The sequence below is a fragment of the Sphingomonas carotinifaciens genome, assembly GCF_009789535.1.
In the GTDB taxonomy this organism is placed as follows: domain Bacteria; phylum Pseudomonadota; class Alphaproteobacteria; order Sphingomonadales; family Sphingomonadaceae; genus Sphingomonas; species Sphingomonas carotinifaciens.
The window spans coordinates 933,066-952,500 of sequence record NZ_WSUT01000005.1 but is presented as its reverse complement, the minus strand read 5'-3'; the positions used below and the strand labels follow the sequence as shown (position 1 = coordinate 952,500).

Here is a 19,435-nt window from a genome sequence, read left to right as displayed (position 1 = left end):
GCAACCTGTTGTTCATGCCCTTGGGCTAGGGCGGGTCCATGTACGCGTCGCCCCCTTCCATGTTCGCCACCCCGGCCGTCTCGGTGGTGCTAAGCGTCCATAACGACGCCCCCTTTCTGGCGGCGGCGATCGAGAGCATTCTCGCGCAGAGCGTCCGGGACTTCGAATTCCTGATCGTCGATGACGGCGCGACCGACGGATCGGGTGCGATCATCGACCGCTACGCCGCCGCCGATTCCCGCATCCGTGCCTTCCACCAACCCAATCGTGGACTGATCTTCAGCCTGAACCGGATGATCGCCGAGGCGCGTGCCCCGCTGATCGCGCGCATGGATGGCGACGATGTCGCATTGCCCGAGCGCTTTGCCGCGCAGATGCGGTTCCTGTCGGCGCACACCGATCACGGTGTCCTCGGAACCGGCGTCGTCGGCATCGACGTGCACGGAGCGGTACGCCGCGACTGGTCTGTCGCTTATCCGACCGACGACGCCGCGTTTCGCGCGGCCCTTCCCGGCGGCGCGCTGATCTGTCACCCCTCGGTGATGATGCGACGCGACCTCGTCCTTGCGGTGGGCGGCTACCGTGCGGCCTATCGCCACAGCGAGGATTACGACCTGTGGCTGCGCCTGTCGGAGCGGACACGGATCACCAGCCTGCCAGAGCGCTTGCTGCACTATCGCGGATCGCCCGATCAGGTATCCCGCCGTCACGGGCTGGAGCAGCGTTACGGCGCCGCGGTCGCGCTGGCGGCGCATCGGCACCGCGCGGACGGACGGCCCGATCCCACCCAAGGTCTGGAACGCTTGCCCCCGCTCGGCGATCTCGACGCCCTGTTCGGCACACCGGGCACGGCGCGCGGCGTGCGCGCCACGCTGATCGAAGGTTCTCTCTACGATGGCGACGGCCTGGCTGGCCCCGCACACCGGGCGCTGCTGGACTATCTGCGCGAAACGCCGCGGCATCGCCGCACACCCGGCCTTTGGCGCGCCGCCGGACGCATGATCCGGTCCGGGCACCCGCTTGCCGCCGGACGGCTTGCGCTGGCCTTGGCGCGGCGATGAGCCACGCGGCGACCGTACGCGGCGCGGCCCTGTGGTCGATGGGCGCGCAATATATCGCGTTTGCGATCCAGTTCGTGGTCAGCGTCGTGATCTCCCGCTTCTTCCTCTCCCCGCCCGAAATGGGGCTGTATTCGATCGCTTTGTCGGCGGCGATGATGGTGTCGATCCTGCAGGATTTCGGGATCAGCCGGTTCATTTCCGGTGAAAAGGACCTGAGCGACGCGCAGATCCGCACCTGTTTTTCGGTGTCGCTGATCTTTGCGCTCAGCATCGGCTTCGTCATTCTCGCGCTCGCCTGGCCGGTGGCGCGCTTCTATGACGATGCGCGCCTCACGCCGCTGCTGGCGATCGTGGCGGGGTCGTACCTGCTTGTCCCCTTCGGCATCGTGCCCAGCGCCTTGCTTCAGCGCGACATGGATTTCCGCTCGATCTTTCTCGTCAATGTCGGCGCCGCGGTGGTCAACGCCGCCGTCGCGCTGGGGCTGGCGGCGGGTGGCCATTCCGCCTTTTCGCTCGCCTGGGCCGCGGTCGCGCAGCAGGGCGCGCGCGCCGCGATCGGCCTGTGGCGCAGCGGTGCCCGCCCGCCCTTTCCGCCGCGGCTGAAGGGCGCGGGGCCGATCCTGCGCTTCGGATCGAATGCGTCGCTTCTTTATATCAGCTCGGCGGTCGGCACCCGCAGTCCCGAGCTCGTCATCGGCCGCGTGCTGACGCTGACCGCGGTCGGGCTGTACGGCCGCGCGGTCAGCCTTGCCGCGCAGTTGCAGATGCTGGTCAGCGGTGCGGTGGACGGCGTCTTCTACCCCGCCTTTGCGCGCCTGCGCGATGAGGGCGCCCCGCTGGGTGCACCCTATCAGCGCGTCGTCGCGGCCTATAGCGCGGCGACCTGGCCGGCGATGGCGTTCCTTGGTGCCGCCGCGACGCCGATCGTGCTGATGCTGTACGGGCCACGCTGGGTCGGTGTCGCGCCGCTGCTGCTCTGGGTGTCGCTGGCGCAGGTCTTCTTTACCGCGCTGCCGCTGCACATCGAGCTGCCGATCCTGCTCGGCCGTATCCGCCGGCTGGTGCTGCTCAACGTCGCCGATACCGTGGCCTCGGTCGGGCTGCTGCTGCTTGGCGCGCTTTGGGGGCTTCAGTGGGCGGCGGTGTCGCGGCTGGGCTATGGCATTGCCTGGTTCGCGATCTATGTCGGTCTGATGCAGACGCTGACCGGATTCCGCTGGCGGGCGATGCTCGTCATCTATGCGCAGAGCCTGATCGCCACGATCGCGACGATCGCGCCGCTGCTCGCCGCCTATCGCTGGTTCGTCGCGCCGGCCGCGATGCATTTCGGGCAGCTTGCCCTGTGCGCGCTGCTCGGCTGTGCAGGCTGGGGGGTAGCGATCTTTGCGGTGCGTCACCCCGTTCGGCACGAGGTGCTGGCGGTGGCGCAAGGGGTCCTGTCGCGCCTGCCCGCCGGACGAGTGCCGCGGCGTGGCTGATCCGCAGGGGCTCGGCGACCCGGATCAGGCGGCCTTTGCCTGGGCCCGGTTTCGCGAGATCATGGCGTGGATGACGCTCGCCTCGGCCATCGCAGTGGCGGTGGCGATCGCGGCGCTGGCACACAGTTTCGGGCCGTTGCACCTGGTGACGATGCTGGGCGTCATCGCCGGCGTCGGCGGATCGGTGATGCTGGCCGGTGCACTGATGGGGCTGGCGTTTCTCAGCTCCGGCACCGGCCATGACGAGGATGTGGATCGGCTCGATTAGGGCGGTGCCGGCCCGCTCCCCCTCAGCGATCCTCCAGCATCAGCCGCGCCGTTGCCTTGGCCGAGCCGACCACGCCCGGAATTCCCGCCCCCGGATGCGTGCCGGCACCCACGAAATACAGGTTCGGGATCGCATCGTCGCGGTTGTGCACCCGGAAATAGGCGCTCTGCGTCAGGATCGGCTCCAGCGAGAAGGCCGAGCCCATATGCGCGTTCAGGTCGGTTGCGAAGTCGCTGGGCGCATAGGAGAATTTGGTCACGATCCGCTCATGGATATCGGGGATCAGCCGCCGGCCGACCTCGTCCAGGATGCGCTTTTCCAGGATCGGCCCGACCTCGGCCCAGTCCATCGGGAACTTGCCCATGTGTGGCACCGGCGCCAGCGCGTAGAAGGTCGAATGCCCCTCGGGCGCAAGGCTGGGATCGGTCACGGTCGGGTGGTGCAGATAGAGCGAGAAATCCTCCGCCAGCACCCCGTGATCGTAGATGTCGGTCAGCAGCCCCTTATAGCGCGGTCCGAACAGGATCATGTGATGCGGGATGCCCGGCCACGTCCCCTTGATCCCGAAATGCACCACGAACAGCGACGGCGAATATTTCTTGCGCTCCAGCCGGTTGGTCACGCGCTTGGCCGAGCGATTGTCGCCCAGCAGGTCGCGGTAGCTGTGCATGATGTCCGCGTTGGACGCGATCGCATCCGCCTGCCCGGTCCAGCCGCTCTTCGTCACCACGCCCGTCGCACGGTCGCCCAGCGTCTCGATCCGCGTGACGGGATCGCCCAGCCGCACCACGCCGCCGATCCGCTCGAACTGCGTCACCATCGCGGCGACCAGCCGGTTGGTGCCGCCGCGCGCGAACCACACGCCGCCGTCGCGCTCCAGCTTGTGGATCAGCGCATAGATCGCGCTCGTCGTCATCGGATTGCCGCCGACCAGCAGCGTGTGGAAGGACAAGGCCTCGCGCAGCTTCTCCGACTTCACGAACTTGGACACCATCGCGTAGACCGAATTCCAAGCCTGGTACTTCGCCAGGGCCGGCGCCGCCTTCACCATCGACGCGAAGTCGAGGAACGCGACATGGCCCAGCTTTTCATAGCCTTCCCGGTACACGCCCGCCGCATAGTCGAGGAAGCGCTGATAGCCGGCAACATCGTCCGGCTCCAGCTTGGCGATCTCGGAGCGCAGCAGCGTGTCGTCGTTGGTATAGTCGAAATTGGTCCCGTCGACCCAGTTCAGCCGGTAGAAGGGGTTGACCGGATCGAGCACCACATCGTCCGCCATCTCGCGGCCGGTAAGCTGCCACAGCTCGCGCAGGCAGTTGGGATCGGTGATCACGGTCGGCCCGGCATCGAAGGTGAAGCCGTCGCGTTCCCAGTAATAGGCCCGCCCGCCCGGCTTGTCGCGCGACTCCACGATCGTGGTCTGCACGCCCGCCGATTGCAGGCGGATGGCGAGCGCCAGCCCGCCGAAACCCGACCCGATGACGATCGCGGTCTTCATGCGCGGGCCCCCCTCAGCGCGGAGATCGCGCGGCCGATCGGCACCGGCGGCCGGCCGGTCAGGATACGCGCCTTGTCGGCCATGGTCGATTGTCCTGCATAGAAGCGCCCGATAAGGCCGGGCGCCAGTCGATAGAAGCGCTCAAGCACGCGGTAGCGTTCCTCGGGCTCGGCGGCCCGAAACAGCATGGTGTCGAGCATACGATAGAATTTGCGCGCGTCCCAGGCGTCCCGCGCCAGACCATAGGTCAGGTCGTGCAGGTCCGCGCCCGCAAAGTCGCGCCGCGCCGCGATCGCGCTGGCCGTACGGATCGCATCGGGCAGCGAATAGCCGGTGGTCGGGTGGAACAGCCCGGCGCGCATCCCGGCCTTGGGCGTCTTGGCCCCGCCCGATCGCCAATAAGCCTCGAAATTGCCGCCCATCGCCACCGGCAACACGCCGGCTTCCTCGCGGACGACCTCGGTGACGTCCCAGTCCATCGCCGCGGCATATCGCTCCAGCCGCGGCACGATCGCCCCGCGGTTGAGGTCGGCGGAGGTCGAATAATAGGTGTCCTCGACGAAGATGCGGTCGGCCCCGAAGGGCAGGACGTAGACGAAGCGGTAACCGTCCACCTGCTTCACCGTCGCATCCATCACCACCGGCCGCTCGCGCCCGTGCGGCGCCGCCAGCGCCAGTTCGCGCCCGACGAATTTCTGCCATCCGCAATCCAGCGTGGACAGGTCGCCCGTCCCGCGCGTGTCGATCACGCCCTTCGCCTCGATCCGGTCGCCATCGGCCAGCACCACCGCGGTCGCCGACACGCCCAGCGCCTTGCGCCCCAGCAACAGCGCCTGTTCGGGCAGGGTGGCGCGCACCACCCGGTCCAGCCGGCTGCTCTCGATCGAGTAATAGGGCTGCGCGATCGTCCGGCCATGCGCCGGAAACGCCACGTCATAGCTGGCCCAGGCATGGGCGACGGCGCGCTCCACGATCCAGCGGTCGGCGCGCGCAACATCGCTGCCGAAGAACGACCACAGGTGGTTGCCGCCGATGCTGTCGCCCGCATCGACTAGCCGGACGTCGAGGTCCGGGTGCCGTCCTTTCAGCGCCAGTGCGACCAGGCTACCCGCCAGACCCGCACCGACGATCGCGACATCGCATGCGATCGTGGAAGCCATATCCGCTCGCTACCCCAAACCGCGCACGACGCAAACCACTTAACCGAGATAGGAGGAAGGCCCCCTACGCCCTCTCCCCTCTGGGGAGCATCAGGTGAACGGCGCCCCGCGCTGTTCAGCCCATGCCGGGGGCAGGGGCGACCTGATGCTGGAGGGGACCCGCGGCTTTAGCCGTGGGGAGGGTGAGGGGCCGCCAAACAGCGCATCGCCCGCGGCATCCCCTCACCCTTCCCACTGCCTGGCGGCAGCGGGCCCCTTCCCTCTCCCCGTGGGCGAGAGGGGTGGAAGATACTTGCCCCCCGCCCCCACACACCCTACCCCCGTCGCCGATCGCGCCGGTGCCCCCACAAGGGGCTTAAAAGGGAACACGGTGAAAGGCGGCCGCCGAGCCGCCCCAATCCGCGGCTGTCCCTGCAACTGTAAGCGGCGAGCGCGGTGCCGGACGTGCCCCATCAAGGGCACAGCCACTGGACCGAACGGGTCGACCGTTCGATCTGGGAAGGTACGGCACCGTGGCTGTGACCCGCGAGCCAGGAGACCTGCCGGCGTCAGGTCGCTCTTGTCCGCCGGTCCAGGGGATGGCCGCGGCACGGCTGGTCCGTTGAGCGACGCGCACCCAGGCGGCGGGGGCCGCCACGGCGACGCGTGCCCGGCCGCTCATGGCGTCCGGTCGGTCCTGCGGCGCCGGCCACCGGTTCGCGCCGGTGGTAGGCCCCCGTCATGTCGGACGCCCGCCGGATTGCCGCATGACCCTGTCCGATTCCCCCCTGAAACGCCGCATCGCCGCGCTGTTCGCGCTGCTGATCCTCGCCAATCTCGCCTGCTGGGCCTGGGCGCTTGCGCTCGCCCGCCACGATGCGCTGCTGCTCGGCACCGCCGCGCTCGCCTGGGGGCTGGGCCTGCGCCACGCGGTCGATGCCGACCATATCGCCGCGATCGACAACGTCACCCGCAAGCTGATGCAGGACGGCCAGCGCCCGGTCGCCGTCGGCTTCTGGTTCGCGCTCGGCCATTCCGCCATCGTGCTGGTCGCCGCCGTCGCGGTCGCGCTGACCGCCAACGCGCTCGCCCGATTCGAGGCGTTCGGACAGGTCGGCGGCGTCGTCGCCACCGGCATCTCCGCGACCTTCCTGTTCGCCATCGCCGCGATGAACCTCCTGATCCTGCGCTCGGTCTGGGCCAGCTTCCGCCACGTCCGCGCCGGCGGCATCTATGAAGAGGCCGATCTCGACATGCTCACCGCCGCGCGCGGACCGTTGTCGCGGCTGTTCCGGCCAATGTTCCGGCTGGTCACCAAAAGCTGGCACATGGCGCCGCTCGGCCTGTTGTTCGGGCTCGGCTTCGACACCGCGACCGAGGTCGCGATCCTGGGGCTTTCCGCCGCACAGGCCGCCGATGGCATGAGCATCGCCACCATCCTCGTCCTGCCCGCCCTGTTCGCCGCCGGCATGGCGCTGGTCGACACCGCGGACGGGGTGGTGATGCTCGGCGCCTATCGCTGGGCGTTCGTGAAGCCGATCAGAAAACTCTACTACAACATCACCATCACCCTCGTCTCCGCGATCGTCGCCATCGCGATCGGCGGGATCGAGACGCTGGCCCTGATCGCCGACAAGCTGGAGCTTCGCGGCGGCGTGTGGACGCTGGCCACCGATCTCGGCGGCAGCTTCAACGGCTTGGGCTTCGCGATCGTCGGCCTGTTCGTTGCCTGCTGGCTGGTCAGCTTCGCCATCTACCGGTGGAAGCGCTTCGACGACACGCCTGTTGTCGGCCCCGCACCCGCCCGCTAAAGCCGTGGCCGGGGCGGATCATCCGCCCCGACGCGCGCCGGTGCCCCTCAAGGGCTTTGAATGGGAATGTGGTGCAAATCCACGGCTGTCCCTGCAACTGTAAGCGGAGAGCGCGCGGCACACGCCCCTTTGTCGGGGCAGCCACTGGGTTTCGATCCGGGAAGGCCGTGCCGCGATCGCGACGACCCGTGAGCCAGGAGACCTGCCGGCGCGGTGTCGCTCTTGCCTGGGTCCAGGGGATGGCCAAGGCACGGTTCTCCGTCTGAGCGACGACACTGGATGCGGCCGGGGTCGCAAACGGTGCGTGGCTTCGGACGCCTGCCCCGCGTCCGCCCGGAGTCCGCGTGCCCGCCGTCAGGCAAGCCCCGTCCGTTTTGTCGTTGATGCAAGGCGCGGGCGGAGAATGCACATGCCGGATCTTTCCCCGGATCTATCCAAAGTCCCCGTCACCATCGTCACCGGCTTTCTGGGGGCGGGCAAGACGACGCTGATCAGCCACCTGATCCGCGCCGCGAACGGCCGCCGCCTCGCGGTCGTGGTCAATGAATTCGGCACGCTCGGCGTCGACGGCGACATCTTGAAGGGGTGCGCCATTCCCGATTGCCCGGCGGAAAACATCGTCGAGCTGGCAAACGGCTGCATCTGCTGCACCGTCGCCGACGATTTCGTGCCAACCGTCGAAGCCTTGCTCGCGCTCGACCCACGCCCCGATCACATCCTGATCGAAACCTCCGGCCTCGCGCTGCCCAAGCCGCTCCTGAAAGCATTCGACTGGCCCGCGATCCGCTCGCGCATCACCGTCGACGGCGTCATCGCGCTGGCGGATGCGGAGGCGGTCGCCGCCGGCCGTTTCGCATCCGATCTCGCCGCGGTCGATGCGCAGCGCGCCGCCGACCCCAGCCTCGACCATGAAACCCCGCTGGCCGAGGTGTTCGAGGACCAGCTCGCCTGCGCCGATCTCGTGCTGCTCACCAAGGCCGATCTGGCGGGGCCGGACGGCCTCGCCGCCGCCCGCGCCGTCATCGCCGCGCAGGCGCCGCGCCCGCTGCCCGTGGTCGAGCTGACCGACGGCATCATCGATCCGCGGGTCGTGCTGGGCCTCGGCGCCGCCGCCGAGGACGACATCGCCGCCCGCCCCTCGCATCATGACGGTGCCGACGATCACGAGCATGAGGATTTCGACAGCATCGTCGTCGATCTGCCCGAAATCGCCACGCCCGACGCGCTCGCCGCCCGGATCGAGGCGCTGGCCGCCTCGCACGACATCCTGCGCGTGAAGGGCTATGCCGCGGTGTCGGGCAAGCCGATGCGCCTGCTCGTCCAGGCGGTCGGCGGCCGCGTCCGCACGCAATATGACCGGCCGTGGCGCGCGGACGAGGCGCGCGCCACCCGCCTCGTCGTCATCGCCGAGCATGACCGCATCGACCCGCCCGCGATACGGACCGCGCTGGCGGGCTGATCCGGCCATGCATCTCGTCTTTCGCGAGAGCCACGGACTGGAGGAGGGCGCCGTGCCCCGGGATCTGGGGCAAAGCCCCGGCGACCTGCTGGTGCTCTCCTTCTCCGACAGCGACCTGCGTGCCTTTGCCGCCGGCTGGCAGGGGGCGGGGCGCGCCTCGCTGCGCCTCGCCAATCTGGAGCAGCTCGCCCATCCGCTGTCGGTCGACACCTATGTCGAGCGCACCGCGGTACATGCAAAGGCGATCCTGATCCGCCTGATCGGCGGCCCCTCCTATTGGAGCTACGGCCTGTCGCAGATGGAGCGCATCGCGCGCGACCACGGCATCGCGCTCGCCGTCCTCCCCGCCGATGGCCGCGAGGATGTGCGCCTCGACAAGGCCTCCACGCTCCCCGTCCCCCTGCTCCGCACGCTGGCCGGGCTTTGCGAACAAGGCGGCCCCACCGCCGCCGGCCAGGCGCTCGACCTGTTGGCAAAAGCCGCCAACCTCCCCGACCCGTTCGGCCCAAGCGAAGTCGAAGCACAAGCCCCACCTCCCATCCCCCCGGTCGGCGCCTGGAACCCAACCTGCCCCGCCGCCTTCGCGCTCACCGCGAAGGCCCCCACCGTCCTCATCCTCTTCTACCGCGCCTACCGCGTCGCCGACGACACGGCCCCGATCGCCGCGCTGCGGACCGCGCTGGAGGATCGCGGCTTCGCCGTCCTCCCCCTCTATCTCCCCTCCCTGAAAGCCGAGGAAGCACAAGGCTGGCTCCACCGCTGGATCGCGCACCTCGCCCCCGCGGCCATCCTCAACGCCACCGCCTTTTCCGCCCCCCTCGACACAGGGGGCGCGCCGATCTTTCAGGTCGCGCTCGCCACCTCCACCCACGCCGCATGGACCGGGGCCCCCCGCGGCCTTTCCCCCGCCGACCTCGCCATGCACGTCGTCCTGCCCGAGGTCGACGGCCGCCTCTTCGCCGGCGTCGCCAGCTTCAAGGAAGACGCCCCCCACGACCCCGCGCTCGACTTCGCCCCCCGCCGCCACCGCCCCGACCCCGAACGCATCGCCGCCATCGCCGCGCGCGTCGCCGCGCGCATCCGCCTCGGGCAAACCCCCGCCACACGGCGCCGCACCGCGATCATCCTCTCCACCTATCCCGGCAAGGCGCACCAGATGGCGCACGCCGTCGGCCTCGACGCCATCGCCTCCACCCACGCCATCCTCGAAGACATCGGCGTGCCCCCCGCCCCCGATCTGGCGCAGGCCCTCGCCACGCGCACGATTCGCTGGCCGCTTGCCGACTACCGCGCCGCGCTCGCCACGCTCCCCCCCGCGCTGCGCACCGATCTCCGGCAAAGCTGGGGCGAACCGCAAGGCGACGCCTTCCACTTCCCCGCCATCGCCCACGGCAACACCCTGATCGCGCTGCAGCCCGAGCGCGGCCGTCCCGACACCCGCGCCGACGACTATCACGACCTGTCGCGCTGCCCGTCCCATGCCTATGTCGCCTTCCATCTCTGGCTCCACGCCCGCGGCACCGACGCCATCATCCATGTCGGCGCCCACGGCACCCTGGAATGGCTCCCCGGCAAGGCGGTCGCGCTGTCGGGCGCGTGCTGGCCCGACGCGCTGGTCCGCGACCTGCCCGTCCTCTACCCCTTCATCGTCAACGATCCGGGCGAGGCCGCGCAGGCCAAGCGCCGCATCGGCGCCGTCACCCTGGGCCACGCGCCCCCGCCGCTGGTCCGCAGCGGCACCGGCGCCGGCCTCGCCCGGCTGGAGGCGCTGCTCGACGAATTCGCCAGCGCCGACGGCCTCGACCCCGCCCGCCGGGACCGGCTGCGCACCGACATCACCGACGAAGCCGCCGCCGCCGGCCTCGCCATGGGCCCCGACATCGCGCGCATCGACGCGTTCGTCTGCGACGTGAAGGACAGCCAATATGGCGACGGCCTGCACATCTATGGCCGCGGTCCGCAAGGACAGGCCGAGCGCGCCGGCCTGCTCGCCGGGCTGGCCGGCGCCCATGTTTCCCCCGGCCCCGCCGGCTCGCCCCATCGCGGGCGCAGCGACGTGCTGCCCACCGGCCGCAACCTTTACACCATCGACCCGCGCGCCACCCCCTCGCGCGCCGCGCACCAGCAGGGCATCCGCCTCGCCGACGAACTCGTCCGCCGCCATCTCCAGGACGAGGGCGACTGGCTGCGCACCCTGGTGGTCGATCTCTGGGGCTCCGCCACGATGCGCACCGCGGGCGAGGAGTTCGCCATGGCGCTCCACCTGCTCGGCGTCGAGCCGGTATGGGACCACCGCTCCACCCGCGTCACCGGCTTCGAGATCCTGCCCCTCGCCCGGCTCGACCGCCCCCGCGTCGACGTCACGCTGCGCGTCTCCGGCCTGTTCCGCGACGCCTTTCCCACCCTGATCCAGCTCTTCGGCCAAGCCGTCCGCGCGCTCGCCCTTCGCGACGAACCCGTCGACCGCAACCCCTTCGTCGCCGGCGACGCAACCCCCCGCGTCTACGGCCCCGCCCCCGGACGCTACGGCGTCGGCCTCGGCGACCTTGGCGAGACCTACACGCCGCAGGCCCGGCAAGCCGCCGGCCGCGCCTGGCTCGCCGCCTCCGCCCATGCCCTCGACGCCGGCGATGCCCACGATCCCGCCGGCATCGCCGCGCGGGTCGGTGCCGCGCAAGGCTTCGTCCACGTCCAGGACCTGCCCGAAACCGACCTGCTGCTCGCCGCCGACTATGCCGCGCACGAAGCCGGCTTCGCCGCCGCCCGGGCGCTCACCGGCGGATCGGCCGCGCTCTACCATCTCGACGCGCGCGACCCCGAGCGCATCTGCACCCGCACGCTGCCGCAGGAGATCGCCCGCGTCGTCCATGCCCGCGCCGCGCATCCCGGCTGGATCGCGGGCATGATGCGCCACGGCTTTCGCGGTGCCGCCGAGATCGCCGCCACGCTCGACCATCTCGGCGCCTTTTCGCACCTGGCGGACGCCGTCGCCCCCGAACTGTTCGACCGTTATTACGAAGCGACGCTCGCCGACCCGCAGGTCCGCGCCTTTCTCGCCGCCGCCAATCCGCAGGCCCTCGCCGCGATGGAGGCGCGTTTCGCCGCCCTCCACGCCGCCGGTCTGTGGCGCACCCGCCGCAACTCGATCGCCGCCGCCCTGGACACGGGGCTATGATCCGCGGCTGGTGCCCCGATGCATGGCGACCGATGATGGCCGGCGACGGCCTGCTCGTCCGCATCCGCCCGCGCCTGTCGCGCCTGACCGGTACGCAAGCGCGCGCGCTGGCACAGGCCGCGCAAACCCACGGCAACGGCATGATCGACCTCACCAACCGTGCCAACCTGCAACTGCGCGGCGTGACCGAGGCGGGCTGGCCCGCCCTCCTGTCCGATCTCCAGCACCACCATCTGGTCGACGCCGACCCTGCGATGGAGGCACGCCGCACCATCCTCACCGCTCCCGACTGGCAGGCGGGCGACGACACCCATGCCATCGCCACCGCACTGCTGGGTCGCCTGCCAGACCTGCCCGACCTGCCGCCCAAGATGGGCTTCGCGATCGACGCCGGCCCCGCCCCGATCCTGACTCGGACGCCCGCCGACTTCCGCATCGAACGCGCGAGTGACGGCGCCCTGCTCCTGCGCGCAGAGGGCCGCGCCACCGGCTGCACGATCACCGCGAACGAAGCCCCCGACGCGCTGATCGCGCTCGCCCGCTGGTTCCTCGCCACCGGCGGTGTGCAGGCCCGCCGCATGGCCCGCCACGCCGTGCCCCTGCCCGGCTGGGCCACCGGGCCGCACGCTCCCGCCCCCACCCGCGCCATTCCGCAACCCGCGCCCGCGGTGCGCGGCATCCCCTTCGGCCGCACCGACGCCGCCACGCTTGCCGCCTTTCTCCACGCCAGCGGTGCGGAGGCACTGCGCCTCACTCCCTGGCGCCGGATGCTGGTCGAGGGTGGCACGGACGCCCCCGGCTTCCTCACCGCCCCCTCGCCGCTGATGGATGTCGATGCCTGCCCCGGCGCGCCTGCCTGTCCGCAGGCCAGCGTGGAAACGCGGGCGCTCGCCACCCGCCTTGCCCCTCTCGTCCCCGGCACGCTCCACGTCTCCGCCTGCGCCAAGCACTGCGCCCGCGCCCACCCGGCCGACATCGTTCTCACCGGCCGCGACGGCCGCTTCGACCTTGCCCACCCACCCCGGTCCGGCCTGTCGCCGGATCAGGTGCTCGCCCTTTTCGGACCCCAGTGATGCCCCACTCTTACGAAACCGATGGCGCCGCCATCTATCGCCAGTCCTTCGCCACCATCCGGCGCGAGGCCGATCTGGCGCGCTTCCCGGCGGAGGAAGAGCCCGTCGCCGTCCGCATGATCCACGCCGCCGGCATGGTCGAACTGGCCGACCATATCCGCTTCACCCCCGGCTTCGCCGCCGCCGCACGAGCCGCGCTGGCGGCGGGCGCGCCGATCCTGTGCGACGCGCACATGGTCAGCGAGGGGGTGACCCGCGCCCGCCTGCCCGCCGACAACGCCGTTCTCTGCACGCTGCGCGATCCTGCCGTTCCCGATCTGGCGCGGACGATGGGCACCACCCGCTCCGCCGCCGCGCTGGAATTGTGGCGCCCGCATCTCGCCGGGGCGCTGGTCGCGATCGGCAACGCCCCCACCGCGCTTTTCCACCTGCTCAACATGCTGGAGGACCCCGCCTGCCCCCGCCCCGCCGCCATCATCGGCTGCCCGGTCGGCTTTGTCGGCGCGGTGGAATCGAAGGAGGCGCTGCTCGCCGCGCCGCCGGTGCCGTCCGTCACGGTCGCCGGCCGACTGGGCGGCAGCGCGATCACCGTCGCGGCGATCAACGCATTGGCGAGCCGCGCGGAATGAGCGGCACCATCCGGGGGGTCGGCCTCGGCCCCGGCGCGCCCGACCTGATGAGCGTGCGCGCCGACCGGCTGATCCGCAGCAGCCGTCACATCGCCTTTTTCCGCAAGGCCGGTCGCACCGGCCATGCCCGCACCATCGTGCAGGGCATGCTGCGTGACGATGCGGTAGAACACGCGATGGAATATCCCGTCACCACCGAGATCGCGGTGGCCGATCCGCGCTACAATGCCTGCCTCGCCGCCTTCTACGCGCAGTGGACGGAAAAGCTGGCGGACCTCGCCGCCACCGGCGAGGATGTCGTGGTGCTGTGCGAGGGCGATCCCTTCTTCTACGGCTCGTTCATGCATCTCTACACCCGGCTGTCCGGTCGCGTGGGGGTGGAGGTCGTGCCCGGCATCACCGGCATGTCCGGCGCCTGGACCGCCAGCGGCGCGCCGATCACCTGGGGCGACGATGTGCTGACGATCGCAATGGCGACCCTGCCGGAGGAGGAGCTCACCCGCCGCATCCGCGATACCGACGCACTGGTCGTGATGAAGATCGGTCGACACCTCGCCAAGCTGCGCCGCGCGCTGGCCGCCGCCGGTCGCGCGGATCAGGCATGGCTGGTCGAACATGCCGCGATGGCGGGCGAACGCGTCACCCGCCTGTGCGACGCGCCCGCCACCGCACCCTATTTCTCGATCGCGCTGATCCACGGTCAGGGGCGCCGCCCATGATCGCCAAGGACAATCCGGGCTGGCTCGCCATCGCCGGCCTCGGCCCCGGCGACGAAGCGCTGGTCACGCCCGAGGTTACCACCGCGCTTGCGCAGGCGACCGACGTGATCGGCTATATTCCCTATGTCGCGCGCATCGCGCCGCGCGACGGCCTGACGCTCCACCCCTCGGACAACCGGGTCGAGCTGGACCGCGCCGCCCATGCCCTGGCGCTGGCCGCATCGGGCCGCCGCGTGGTCGTCGTCTCGTCGGGCGATCCCGGCGTCTTCGCCATGGCGGCGGCGGTGTTCGAGGTGGTGGAGGCGAACCCCGTCCACGCCGCGCTCGATATCCGCGTGCTGCCGGGCATCACCGCGATGCTGGCCGCCGCCGCGCGTGCCGGCGCGCCGCTCGGCCACGATTTCTGTGCGATCAACCTGTCCGACAATCTGAAGCCGCATGCGCTGATCGAACGCCGCGTGGCCCTTGCGGCCGAGGCCGATTTTGCCATGGCCTTCTACAATCCCCGCTCGCGCGCCCGGCCCGATACGCTGGACCGCGTGCTGGCGGTCCTGCGCGACACCTGCGCCGACGACCGCCCCGTGCTGTTCGCCCGCGCCGTCTCCACGCCGCAGGAGCAGCTTTCGGTCGTCCCGCTTCCCCAGGCTCGCGGCGACATGGCCGACATGCGCACCATCGTCATTGTCGGGTCCGGCACGACGCGCGTCATCGCCCGGCCGGGCACGCCCATCCTCTACACGCCGCGATCCGCGTCATGATCGATCCAGTCCAGCACCGCCGCCACGTCATGCATCTCGCGCCGGGCGGGCACCGCCGGCCGGTCGATCAGCATCACCGGCAGGCCCAGCGCGCGCGCCGCGTCCAGCTTGGCGCTCGCGCCTGTGCCCCCCGCATCCTTGGCCAGCACCAGGTCGATGCCATGCGCCACCATCAACCGCCGATCGCCCTCGGCATCGAACGGGCCCCGGTCGATCACCAGATGATGGTGTGGCAGCGGCGGCGCCTCGCCGCCCGCCTCCACGAAGCGGAGCAGGTAGAAATGCTGCGGCCGCATCGCGAACGCGCCGACATGCATCCGCCCCAGCGCCAGCATGATCCGGCGCGGCGGTCCTGCCAGCGCGGCGACCGCGGCGGCGATGTCGGGCACACGCTGCCACCGGTCGCCGGCTTTCGCGCGCCAGCCGGGCCGGGTCAGCGCGACCAGCGGCACGCCCGCCCGTTCGGCGGCCGCCACGGCGTTGGCGCTCATCTGCCCGGCAAAGGGGTGCGTCGCATCCACCAGATGCGTCACCCCCTCGTCGCGCAGGTATCGCACCAGCCCGTCCACGCCGCCAAAGCCGCCGACCCGCGTGGCGATCGGCTGCGCGCGTGGCCGTGCGACGCGCCCGGCATAGCTCAGCACCGCCTCGTCCCCCCGCGCGGCCAGCGCCTCGGCCAGCGCACTCGCCTCGGTCGTGCCCCCCAGCACCAGGATATGACGGGAAGGCTGCTGCATGACGGACGCTAAACCCTGGCTGACGATCATCGGGATCGGCGAGGATGGACCGGCCGGCCTGTCCGCGGCAAGCCGCGCCGCGATCGCCGCCGCCGATCTCGTCGCCGGGGCGGACCGCCACCTGGCGCTTCTCGGCGAAACCACCGCCGAAACGCTCGCTTGGCCCGTCCCCTTTGCCGACGGCATCCCCCTGCTTCTCGCCCATCGCGGCCGGCGGGTGGTGATGCTCGCCTCGGGCGATCCCTTCTGGTTCGGCGCCGGCACGGTCGTCACCCGCGACCTTGCCCCCGCCGAATGGGTCGCGCACCCCGCCCCCTCCACCTTCGCGCTCGCCGCCGCCCGGCTCGGCTGGCCGCTGGAGGACACCACCTGTCTCGGCCTCCACGCCGCCCCGCTCGAACGGCTCCGCCCTCACCTCGCCCCCGCCCGGCGCCTGCTGGTCCTCCTCCGCGACGGCGAAGCGGTTGCAGACATTGGTGATTATCTGCGCAGGGCCGGCTTCGGTGCCAGCCAACTGACCGTGATGGAGGCGCTTGGCGGTCTGCGGGAGCGCATTCGCACGCTGCGGGCGACGGATGCCGTGCCCGCCGACATCGCCCATCCCGTCGCCGTCGCAGTCGCGGTGGCCGGCAATGGTGCCGTGCTTCCGCTCGCGTCCGGCCGTCCCGATGACTGGTTCCTGCATGACGGACAGATCACGAAACGTGCAATTCGTGCGCTCACCCTGTCCGCGCTCGCACCGCGCCCCGGCGAGATGTTGTGGGACATCGGCACCGGCTCCGGCTCGATCGCGATCGAATGGCTGCTCGCCCATCCCTCCACCGCCGCGATCGGTATCGAAGCGGACGAAACCCGCGCCACCCGCGCCCGCGCCAACGCGGTGGCGCTCGGCGCGGACCGGCTGCGCATCATTGAGGGCCGCGCGCCGGACGCATTGGCCGATCTTCCTGATCCACAGGCGGTTTTTATCGGCGGCGGCCTGTCGGACGCCCTGCTCGACGACCTCTGGCAACGCCTCTCCCCTGGCACCCGCCTCGTCACCAACGCCGTCACCCTCGAATCCGAATCCCTCCTCGCCCGCCGCCACGCCGCGCACGGCGGCACGCTCCTGCGCCTCGACCTCTCCCTCGCCACCCCGATCGGCCGCCGCCGCGGCTGGCGCGCCAGCCACCCCATCGTCCAATGGAGCATCACCCGGTGATCGTAGCCGGCTTCGGCGCCCGCGCGTCGGCAACGACGGCCGCGTTCCACGCCGCCCTGCGGCTCACCGCCCATGGCCACCCGCCCGTCACGGTAATCGCCGCACCGCAGGATCGCGCCGCGATGCTTGACGAACTTGCCGCGCTGCTCGACCTGCCACTCGTCGCTCTGCCCCCGCACGCCCTTGTCGGCATCGCAACGCCCACCCGTTCGGTCGCAAGCCTCGGGCATCGCGGCATCGGCAGCGTGGCCGAGGCGTGCGCCCTTGCCGCCGCCGGTCCGGCGGCACGCCTTCTCGCGACGCGCCGCATCTCACCCGACCGTACCGTCACCTGCGCCATTGCCCGAGGAATCTTATCATGACCGTTCATTTCATCGGCGCCGGCCCCGGTGCGCCGGATCTGCTCACCTTGCGCGGGCGCGATCGGATCGCGGGTTCGCCCGTCTGCCTGTATGCCGGCTCGCTGGTGCCGTCCGCACTGCTCGATCATTGTCCACCCGGTGCGCGCATCGTGAATACCGCGCCGATGACGCTCGATACGATCATCGACGAGATTGCCGCAGCCCATGCCGCCGGCCACGACGTCGCGCGCCTCCATTCCGGCGACCTGTCGATCTGGTCCGCGATGGGCGAACAGCTTCGCCGCCTGCGCGCCCTCGGCATCCCCTTCACCATCACCCCCGGCGTCCCCGCCTTCGCCGCCGCCGCCGCCGCTCTGGAGGCCGAACTGACGCTCCCCGGCCTCGCCCAGTCCCTCGTCCTCACCCGCACCCCCGGCCGCGCCACCACCATGCCCCCCACCGAAACCCTCACCAATTTCGCCGCCACAGGGGCGACATTGGCAATTCACCTTTCGATTCAGAATCTTGCGTCCATCGTAGCGGACCTGAAGGCGGGGTTTGGGGGGGAGTGTCCGGTGGCGGTTGTTTGGTGGGCGAGTTGGCCGGAGGAGCGGATCGTGCGGGGGACGCTGGACACGATCGAGGATATGGCGGCGGAAGGGCCGGAGCGGACGGCGCTGATTCTGGTCGGGCCGGTGCTGGGTGATCCATCCTTTAAGGAAAGCCGTTTATATGCAGATGGTTATGATCGGCGTTTTCGGCCGGTGAGCGCATGACCACGCCCGGTCTTTTGATCGCGGCCCCCGCATCCGGCACCGGCAAGACGACCGTCATGCTGGGCCTGCTGCGGGCATTCAGCGATGCGGGCCTGAGCGTGCAGCCGTTCAAAAGTGGTCCCGATTACATCGATCCCGCTTTTCACCACGCCGCGTGCGGCCGCGCCTCCTTCAACCTGGATGGCTGGACGATGCCGGGTGCCCTGCTCGATGCATTGGGCGGCAAGGCCGGGGATGCGGACCTTGCCATCGTGGAAGGGTCGATGGGCCTTTTCGACGGGGTGGCCACGCCCGGTGCGAGCGGCACCGGCGCCAGCGCGGAGATCGCGCACCGGATGGGCTATCCGGTGATCCTCGTCCTCGACGTATCGGGCCAGGCGCAATCGGCCGCGGCGACCGCGCTGGGGTTTGCACGCTTCGATCCCGATCTGCCGTTCGCCGGCGTCATCCTGAACCGCGTCGCCAGTCCGCGCCACGAGCGCCTGATCCGCGCCGGCATGGCGGCACAGGGCATCCGCGTGCTGGGCGCGCTGCCCAGGCGCGGCGACCTCGTCCTGCCCGAACGGCATCTGGGGCTGGTCCAGGCCGCCGAGCATCCCGCACTGGATGCACTGATCGCCGAATATGCCGCGTTCCTGACCGCGCATGTCGACCTGTCCGCGATCCGCGACGCCGCGCGTGCCACGCCGCGTCCCGCCGCCCCCTCCATCGCTGCCTGGGCACCGCCGGCGCAGCGCATCGCGCTGGCACAGGATGCCGCCTTCTCCTTCACCTACCCGCATCTGCTGGACGCGTGGAGAACGGCAGGCGCGCAGATCCTGCCCTTCTCCCCGCTCGCGGACGAAGCACCCGATGCATCGGCCGATCTCGTCTGGTTGCCGGGCGGCTATCCCGAACTGCATGCCGGCCGCCTTGCCGCCGCGGATCACTTCCGCAGCGCACTGGCCGAACATGCCCGTACCCGGCCGATCCACGGCGAATGCGGCGGCTACATGGCCCTGGGCGAGGGGTTGATCGATGCCGGCGGCTCCCGGCACCGCATGGCAGGGCTGCTCGGCCTCGTCACCAGCTACGAGAAGCGCCGCATGCATCTCGGCTACCGCGAAGCGGTGTTGAACGTCCCCATGGCCGGATTGCCCGCAGGCCGCCGTCTCGCCGGCCATGAGTTCCATTATTCGACCGTCATCACCCAGCCCGATGCGCCCTTGGCGCAGGTCCACGACGCGACCGGCGCGGCGGTGATCGAAACCGGGTCGCATCGCGGCACCGTGACCGGCACCTTCTTCCACATGGTCGCCGCGCGATGAGCGCG

The 19,435-nt window shown here is 70.7% G+C and carries 17 protein-coding genes and 2 riboswitches; of the genes, 14 read left to right on the top strand and 3 right to left on the bottom strand.

Translation table 11 applies throughout. The features are described 5' to 3' along the window. Window positions 1-38 precede the first annotated feature (38 nt). Genes GQR91_RS06465 through GQR91_RS06455 form a run of 3 tightly spaced genes read left to right on the top strand, consistent with a single transcriptional unit; the run spans window position 39 to window position 2,807 of the window. Window positions 39-1,061, top strand: a complete 1,023-nt coding sequence (locus tag GQR91_RS06465) for a glycosyltransferase family 2 protein (protein ID WP_249042520.1) — start codon at window positions 39-41, stop codon at window positions 1,059-1,061. Beyond that, the gene (locus GQR91_RS06460; protein WP_149682817.1) at window positions 1,058-2,539 is read left to right on the top strand and encodes an oligosaccharide flippase family protein; all 1,482 of its coding nucleotides are present in this window, start codon (window positions 1,058-1,060) and stop codon (window positions 2,537-2,539) included. Before GQR91_RS06465 ends, GQR91_RS06460 begins: the two co-directional genes overlap by 4 nt. After that, window positions 2,532-2,807 carry a hypothetical protein gene (locus GQR91_RS06455; protein ID WP_112384060.1) on the top strand — a complete coding sequence of 92 codons (276 nt, stop codon included), beginning with the start codon at window positions 2,532-2,534 and terminating at the stop codon, window positions 2,805-2,807. The genes GQR91_RS06460 and GQR91_RS06455 overlap by 8 nt, the downstream gene beginning before the upstream one ends. 22 nt (window positions 2,808-2,829) lie before the next feature. Here the strand turns inward: GQR91_RS06455 and GQR91_RS06450 are convergent, their stop codons facing one another. Then, window positions 2,830-4,305: a phytoene desaturase gene (locus GQR91_RS06450; RefSeq protein WP_112384059.1), complete on the bottom strand. Its 1,476-nt coding sequence runs from the start codon at window positions 4,303-4,305 to the stop codon at window positions 2,830-2,832. Then, complete coding sequence (gene crtY, locus GQR91_RS06445) at window positions 4,302-5,465, bottom strand: lycopene beta-cyclase CrtY (RefSeq protein ID WP_112384058.1); 1,164 nt, start codon at window positions 5,463-5,465, stop codon at window positions 4,302-4,304. The genes GQR91_RS06450 and crtY overlap by 4 nt, the downstream gene beginning before the upstream one ends. 319 nt (window positions 5,466-5,784) lie before the next feature. Then, window positions 5,785-6,026: riboswitch (cobalamin riboswitch) on the top strand. 185 nt (window positions 6,027-6,211) lie between these two features. On the opposite strand from crtY, the gene GQR91_RS06440 reads away from it, so the two are divergent. From GQR91_RS06440 to cobJ, 7 genes are all read left to right on the top strand, one after another. Continuing rightward, entirely contained in the window at window positions 6,212-7,255 is a 1,044-nt protein-coding gene (locus GQR91_RS06440) for a HoxN/HupN/NixA family nickel/cobalt transporter (protein ID WP_149682816.1), read from the top strand. A 22-nt stretch (window positions 7,256-7,277) separates the two neighbouring features. Further along, a riboswitch (cobalamin riboswitch) is annotated at window positions 7,278-7,479 on the top strand. Between the two features lie 185 nt (window positions 7,480-7,664). Beyond that, on the top strand, window positions 7,665-8,714 hold the full coding sequence (cobW, locus tag GQR91_RS06435) for a cobalamin biosynthesis protein CobW (RefSeq protein ID WP_149682815.1): 1,050 nt from the start codon (window positions 7,665-7,667) through the stop codon (window positions 8,712-8,714). 7 nt (window positions 8,715-8,721) lie between these two features. Further along, entirely contained in the window at window positions 8,722-11,889 is a 3,168-nt protein-coding gene (gene cobN, locus GQR91_RS06430) for a cobaltochelatase subunit CobN (protein WP_149682814.1), read from the top strand. Beyond that, on the top strand, window positions 11,886-12,962 hold the full coding sequence (locus GQR91_RS06425) for a cobalamin biosynthesis protein CobG (protein ID WP_149682813.1): 1,077 nt from the start codon (window positions 11,886-11,888) through the stop codon (window positions 12,960-12,962). Before cobN ends, GQR91_RS06425 begins: the two co-directional genes overlap by 4 nt. Beyond that, complete coding sequence (locus GQR91_RS06420; RefSeq protein ID WP_149682812.1) at window positions 12,962-13,591, top strand: precorrin-8X methylmutase; 630 nt, start codon at window positions 12,962-12,964, stop codon at window positions 13,589-13,591. The genes GQR91_RS06425 and GQR91_RS06420 overlap by 1 nt, the downstream gene beginning before the upstream one ends. Further along, window positions 13,588-14,310, top strand: a complete 723-nt coding sequence (gene cobI, locus GQR91_RS06415; protein ID WP_149682811.1) for a precorrin-2 C(20)-methyltransferase — start codon at window positions 13,588-13,590, stop codon at window positions 14,308-14,310. The genes GQR91_RS06420 and cobI overlap by 4 nt, the downstream gene beginning before the upstream one ends. After that, window positions 14,307-15,068: a precorrin-3B C(17)-methyltransferase gene (gene cobJ, locus GQR91_RS06410; RefSeq protein ID WP_149682810.1), complete on the top strand. Its 762-nt coding sequence runs from the start codon at window positions 14,307-14,309 to the stop codon at window positions 15,066-15,068. The genes cobI and cobJ overlap by 4 nt, the downstream gene beginning before the upstream one ends. Here cobJ and GQR91_RS06405 read toward each other — a convergent pair. Then, complete coding sequence (locus GQR91_RS06405) at window positions 15,044-15,805, bottom strand: cobalt-precorrin-6A reductase (RefSeq protein WP_149682809.1); 762 nt, start codon at window positions 15,803-15,805, stop codon at window positions 15,044-15,046. The two genes, cobJ and GQR91_RS06405, sit on opposite strands and share 25 nt — an antisense overlap. Between GQR91_RS06405 and cbiE the strand changes: the two genes are divergently transcribed. The 4 genes from cbiE to GQR91_RS06385 are packed head-to-tail and all read left to right on the top strand — an operon-like array spanning window position 15,804 to window position 19,430. Continuing rightward, entirely contained in the window at window positions 15,804-17,006 is a 1,203-nt protein-coding gene (gene cbiE, locus GQR91_RS06400; protein ID WP_149682808.1) for a precorrin-6y C5,15-methyltransferase (decarboxylating) subunit CbiE, read from the top strand. The genes GQR91_RS06405 and cbiE overlap by 2 nt on opposite strands. After that, window positions 17,003-17,368: a cobalamin biosynthesis protein gene (locus tag GQR91_RS06395; RefSeq protein WP_149682807.1), complete on the top strand. Its 366-nt coding sequence runs from the start codon at window positions 17,003-17,005 to the stop codon at window positions 17,366-17,368. Before cbiE ends, GQR91_RS06395 begins: the two co-directional genes overlap by 4 nt. Continuing rightward, window positions 17,365-18,123, top strand: coding sequence for a precorrin-4 C(11)-methyltransferase (cobM, locus tag GQR91_RS06390; protein ID WP_149682806.1), 759 nt, complete (start codon window positions 17,365-17,367; stop codon window positions 18,121-18,123). The genes GQR91_RS06395 and cobM overlap by 4 nt, the downstream gene beginning before the upstream one ends. Further along, complete coding sequence (locus GQR91_RS06385; protein ID WP_149682805.1) at window positions 18,120-19,430, top strand: cobyrinic acid a,c-diamide synthase CobB; 1,311 nt, start codon at window positions 18,120-18,122, stop codon at window positions 19,428-19,430. The genes cobM and GQR91_RS06385 overlap by 4 nt, the downstream gene beginning before the upstream one ends. Window positions 19,431-19,435 lie beyond the last annotated feature (5 nt).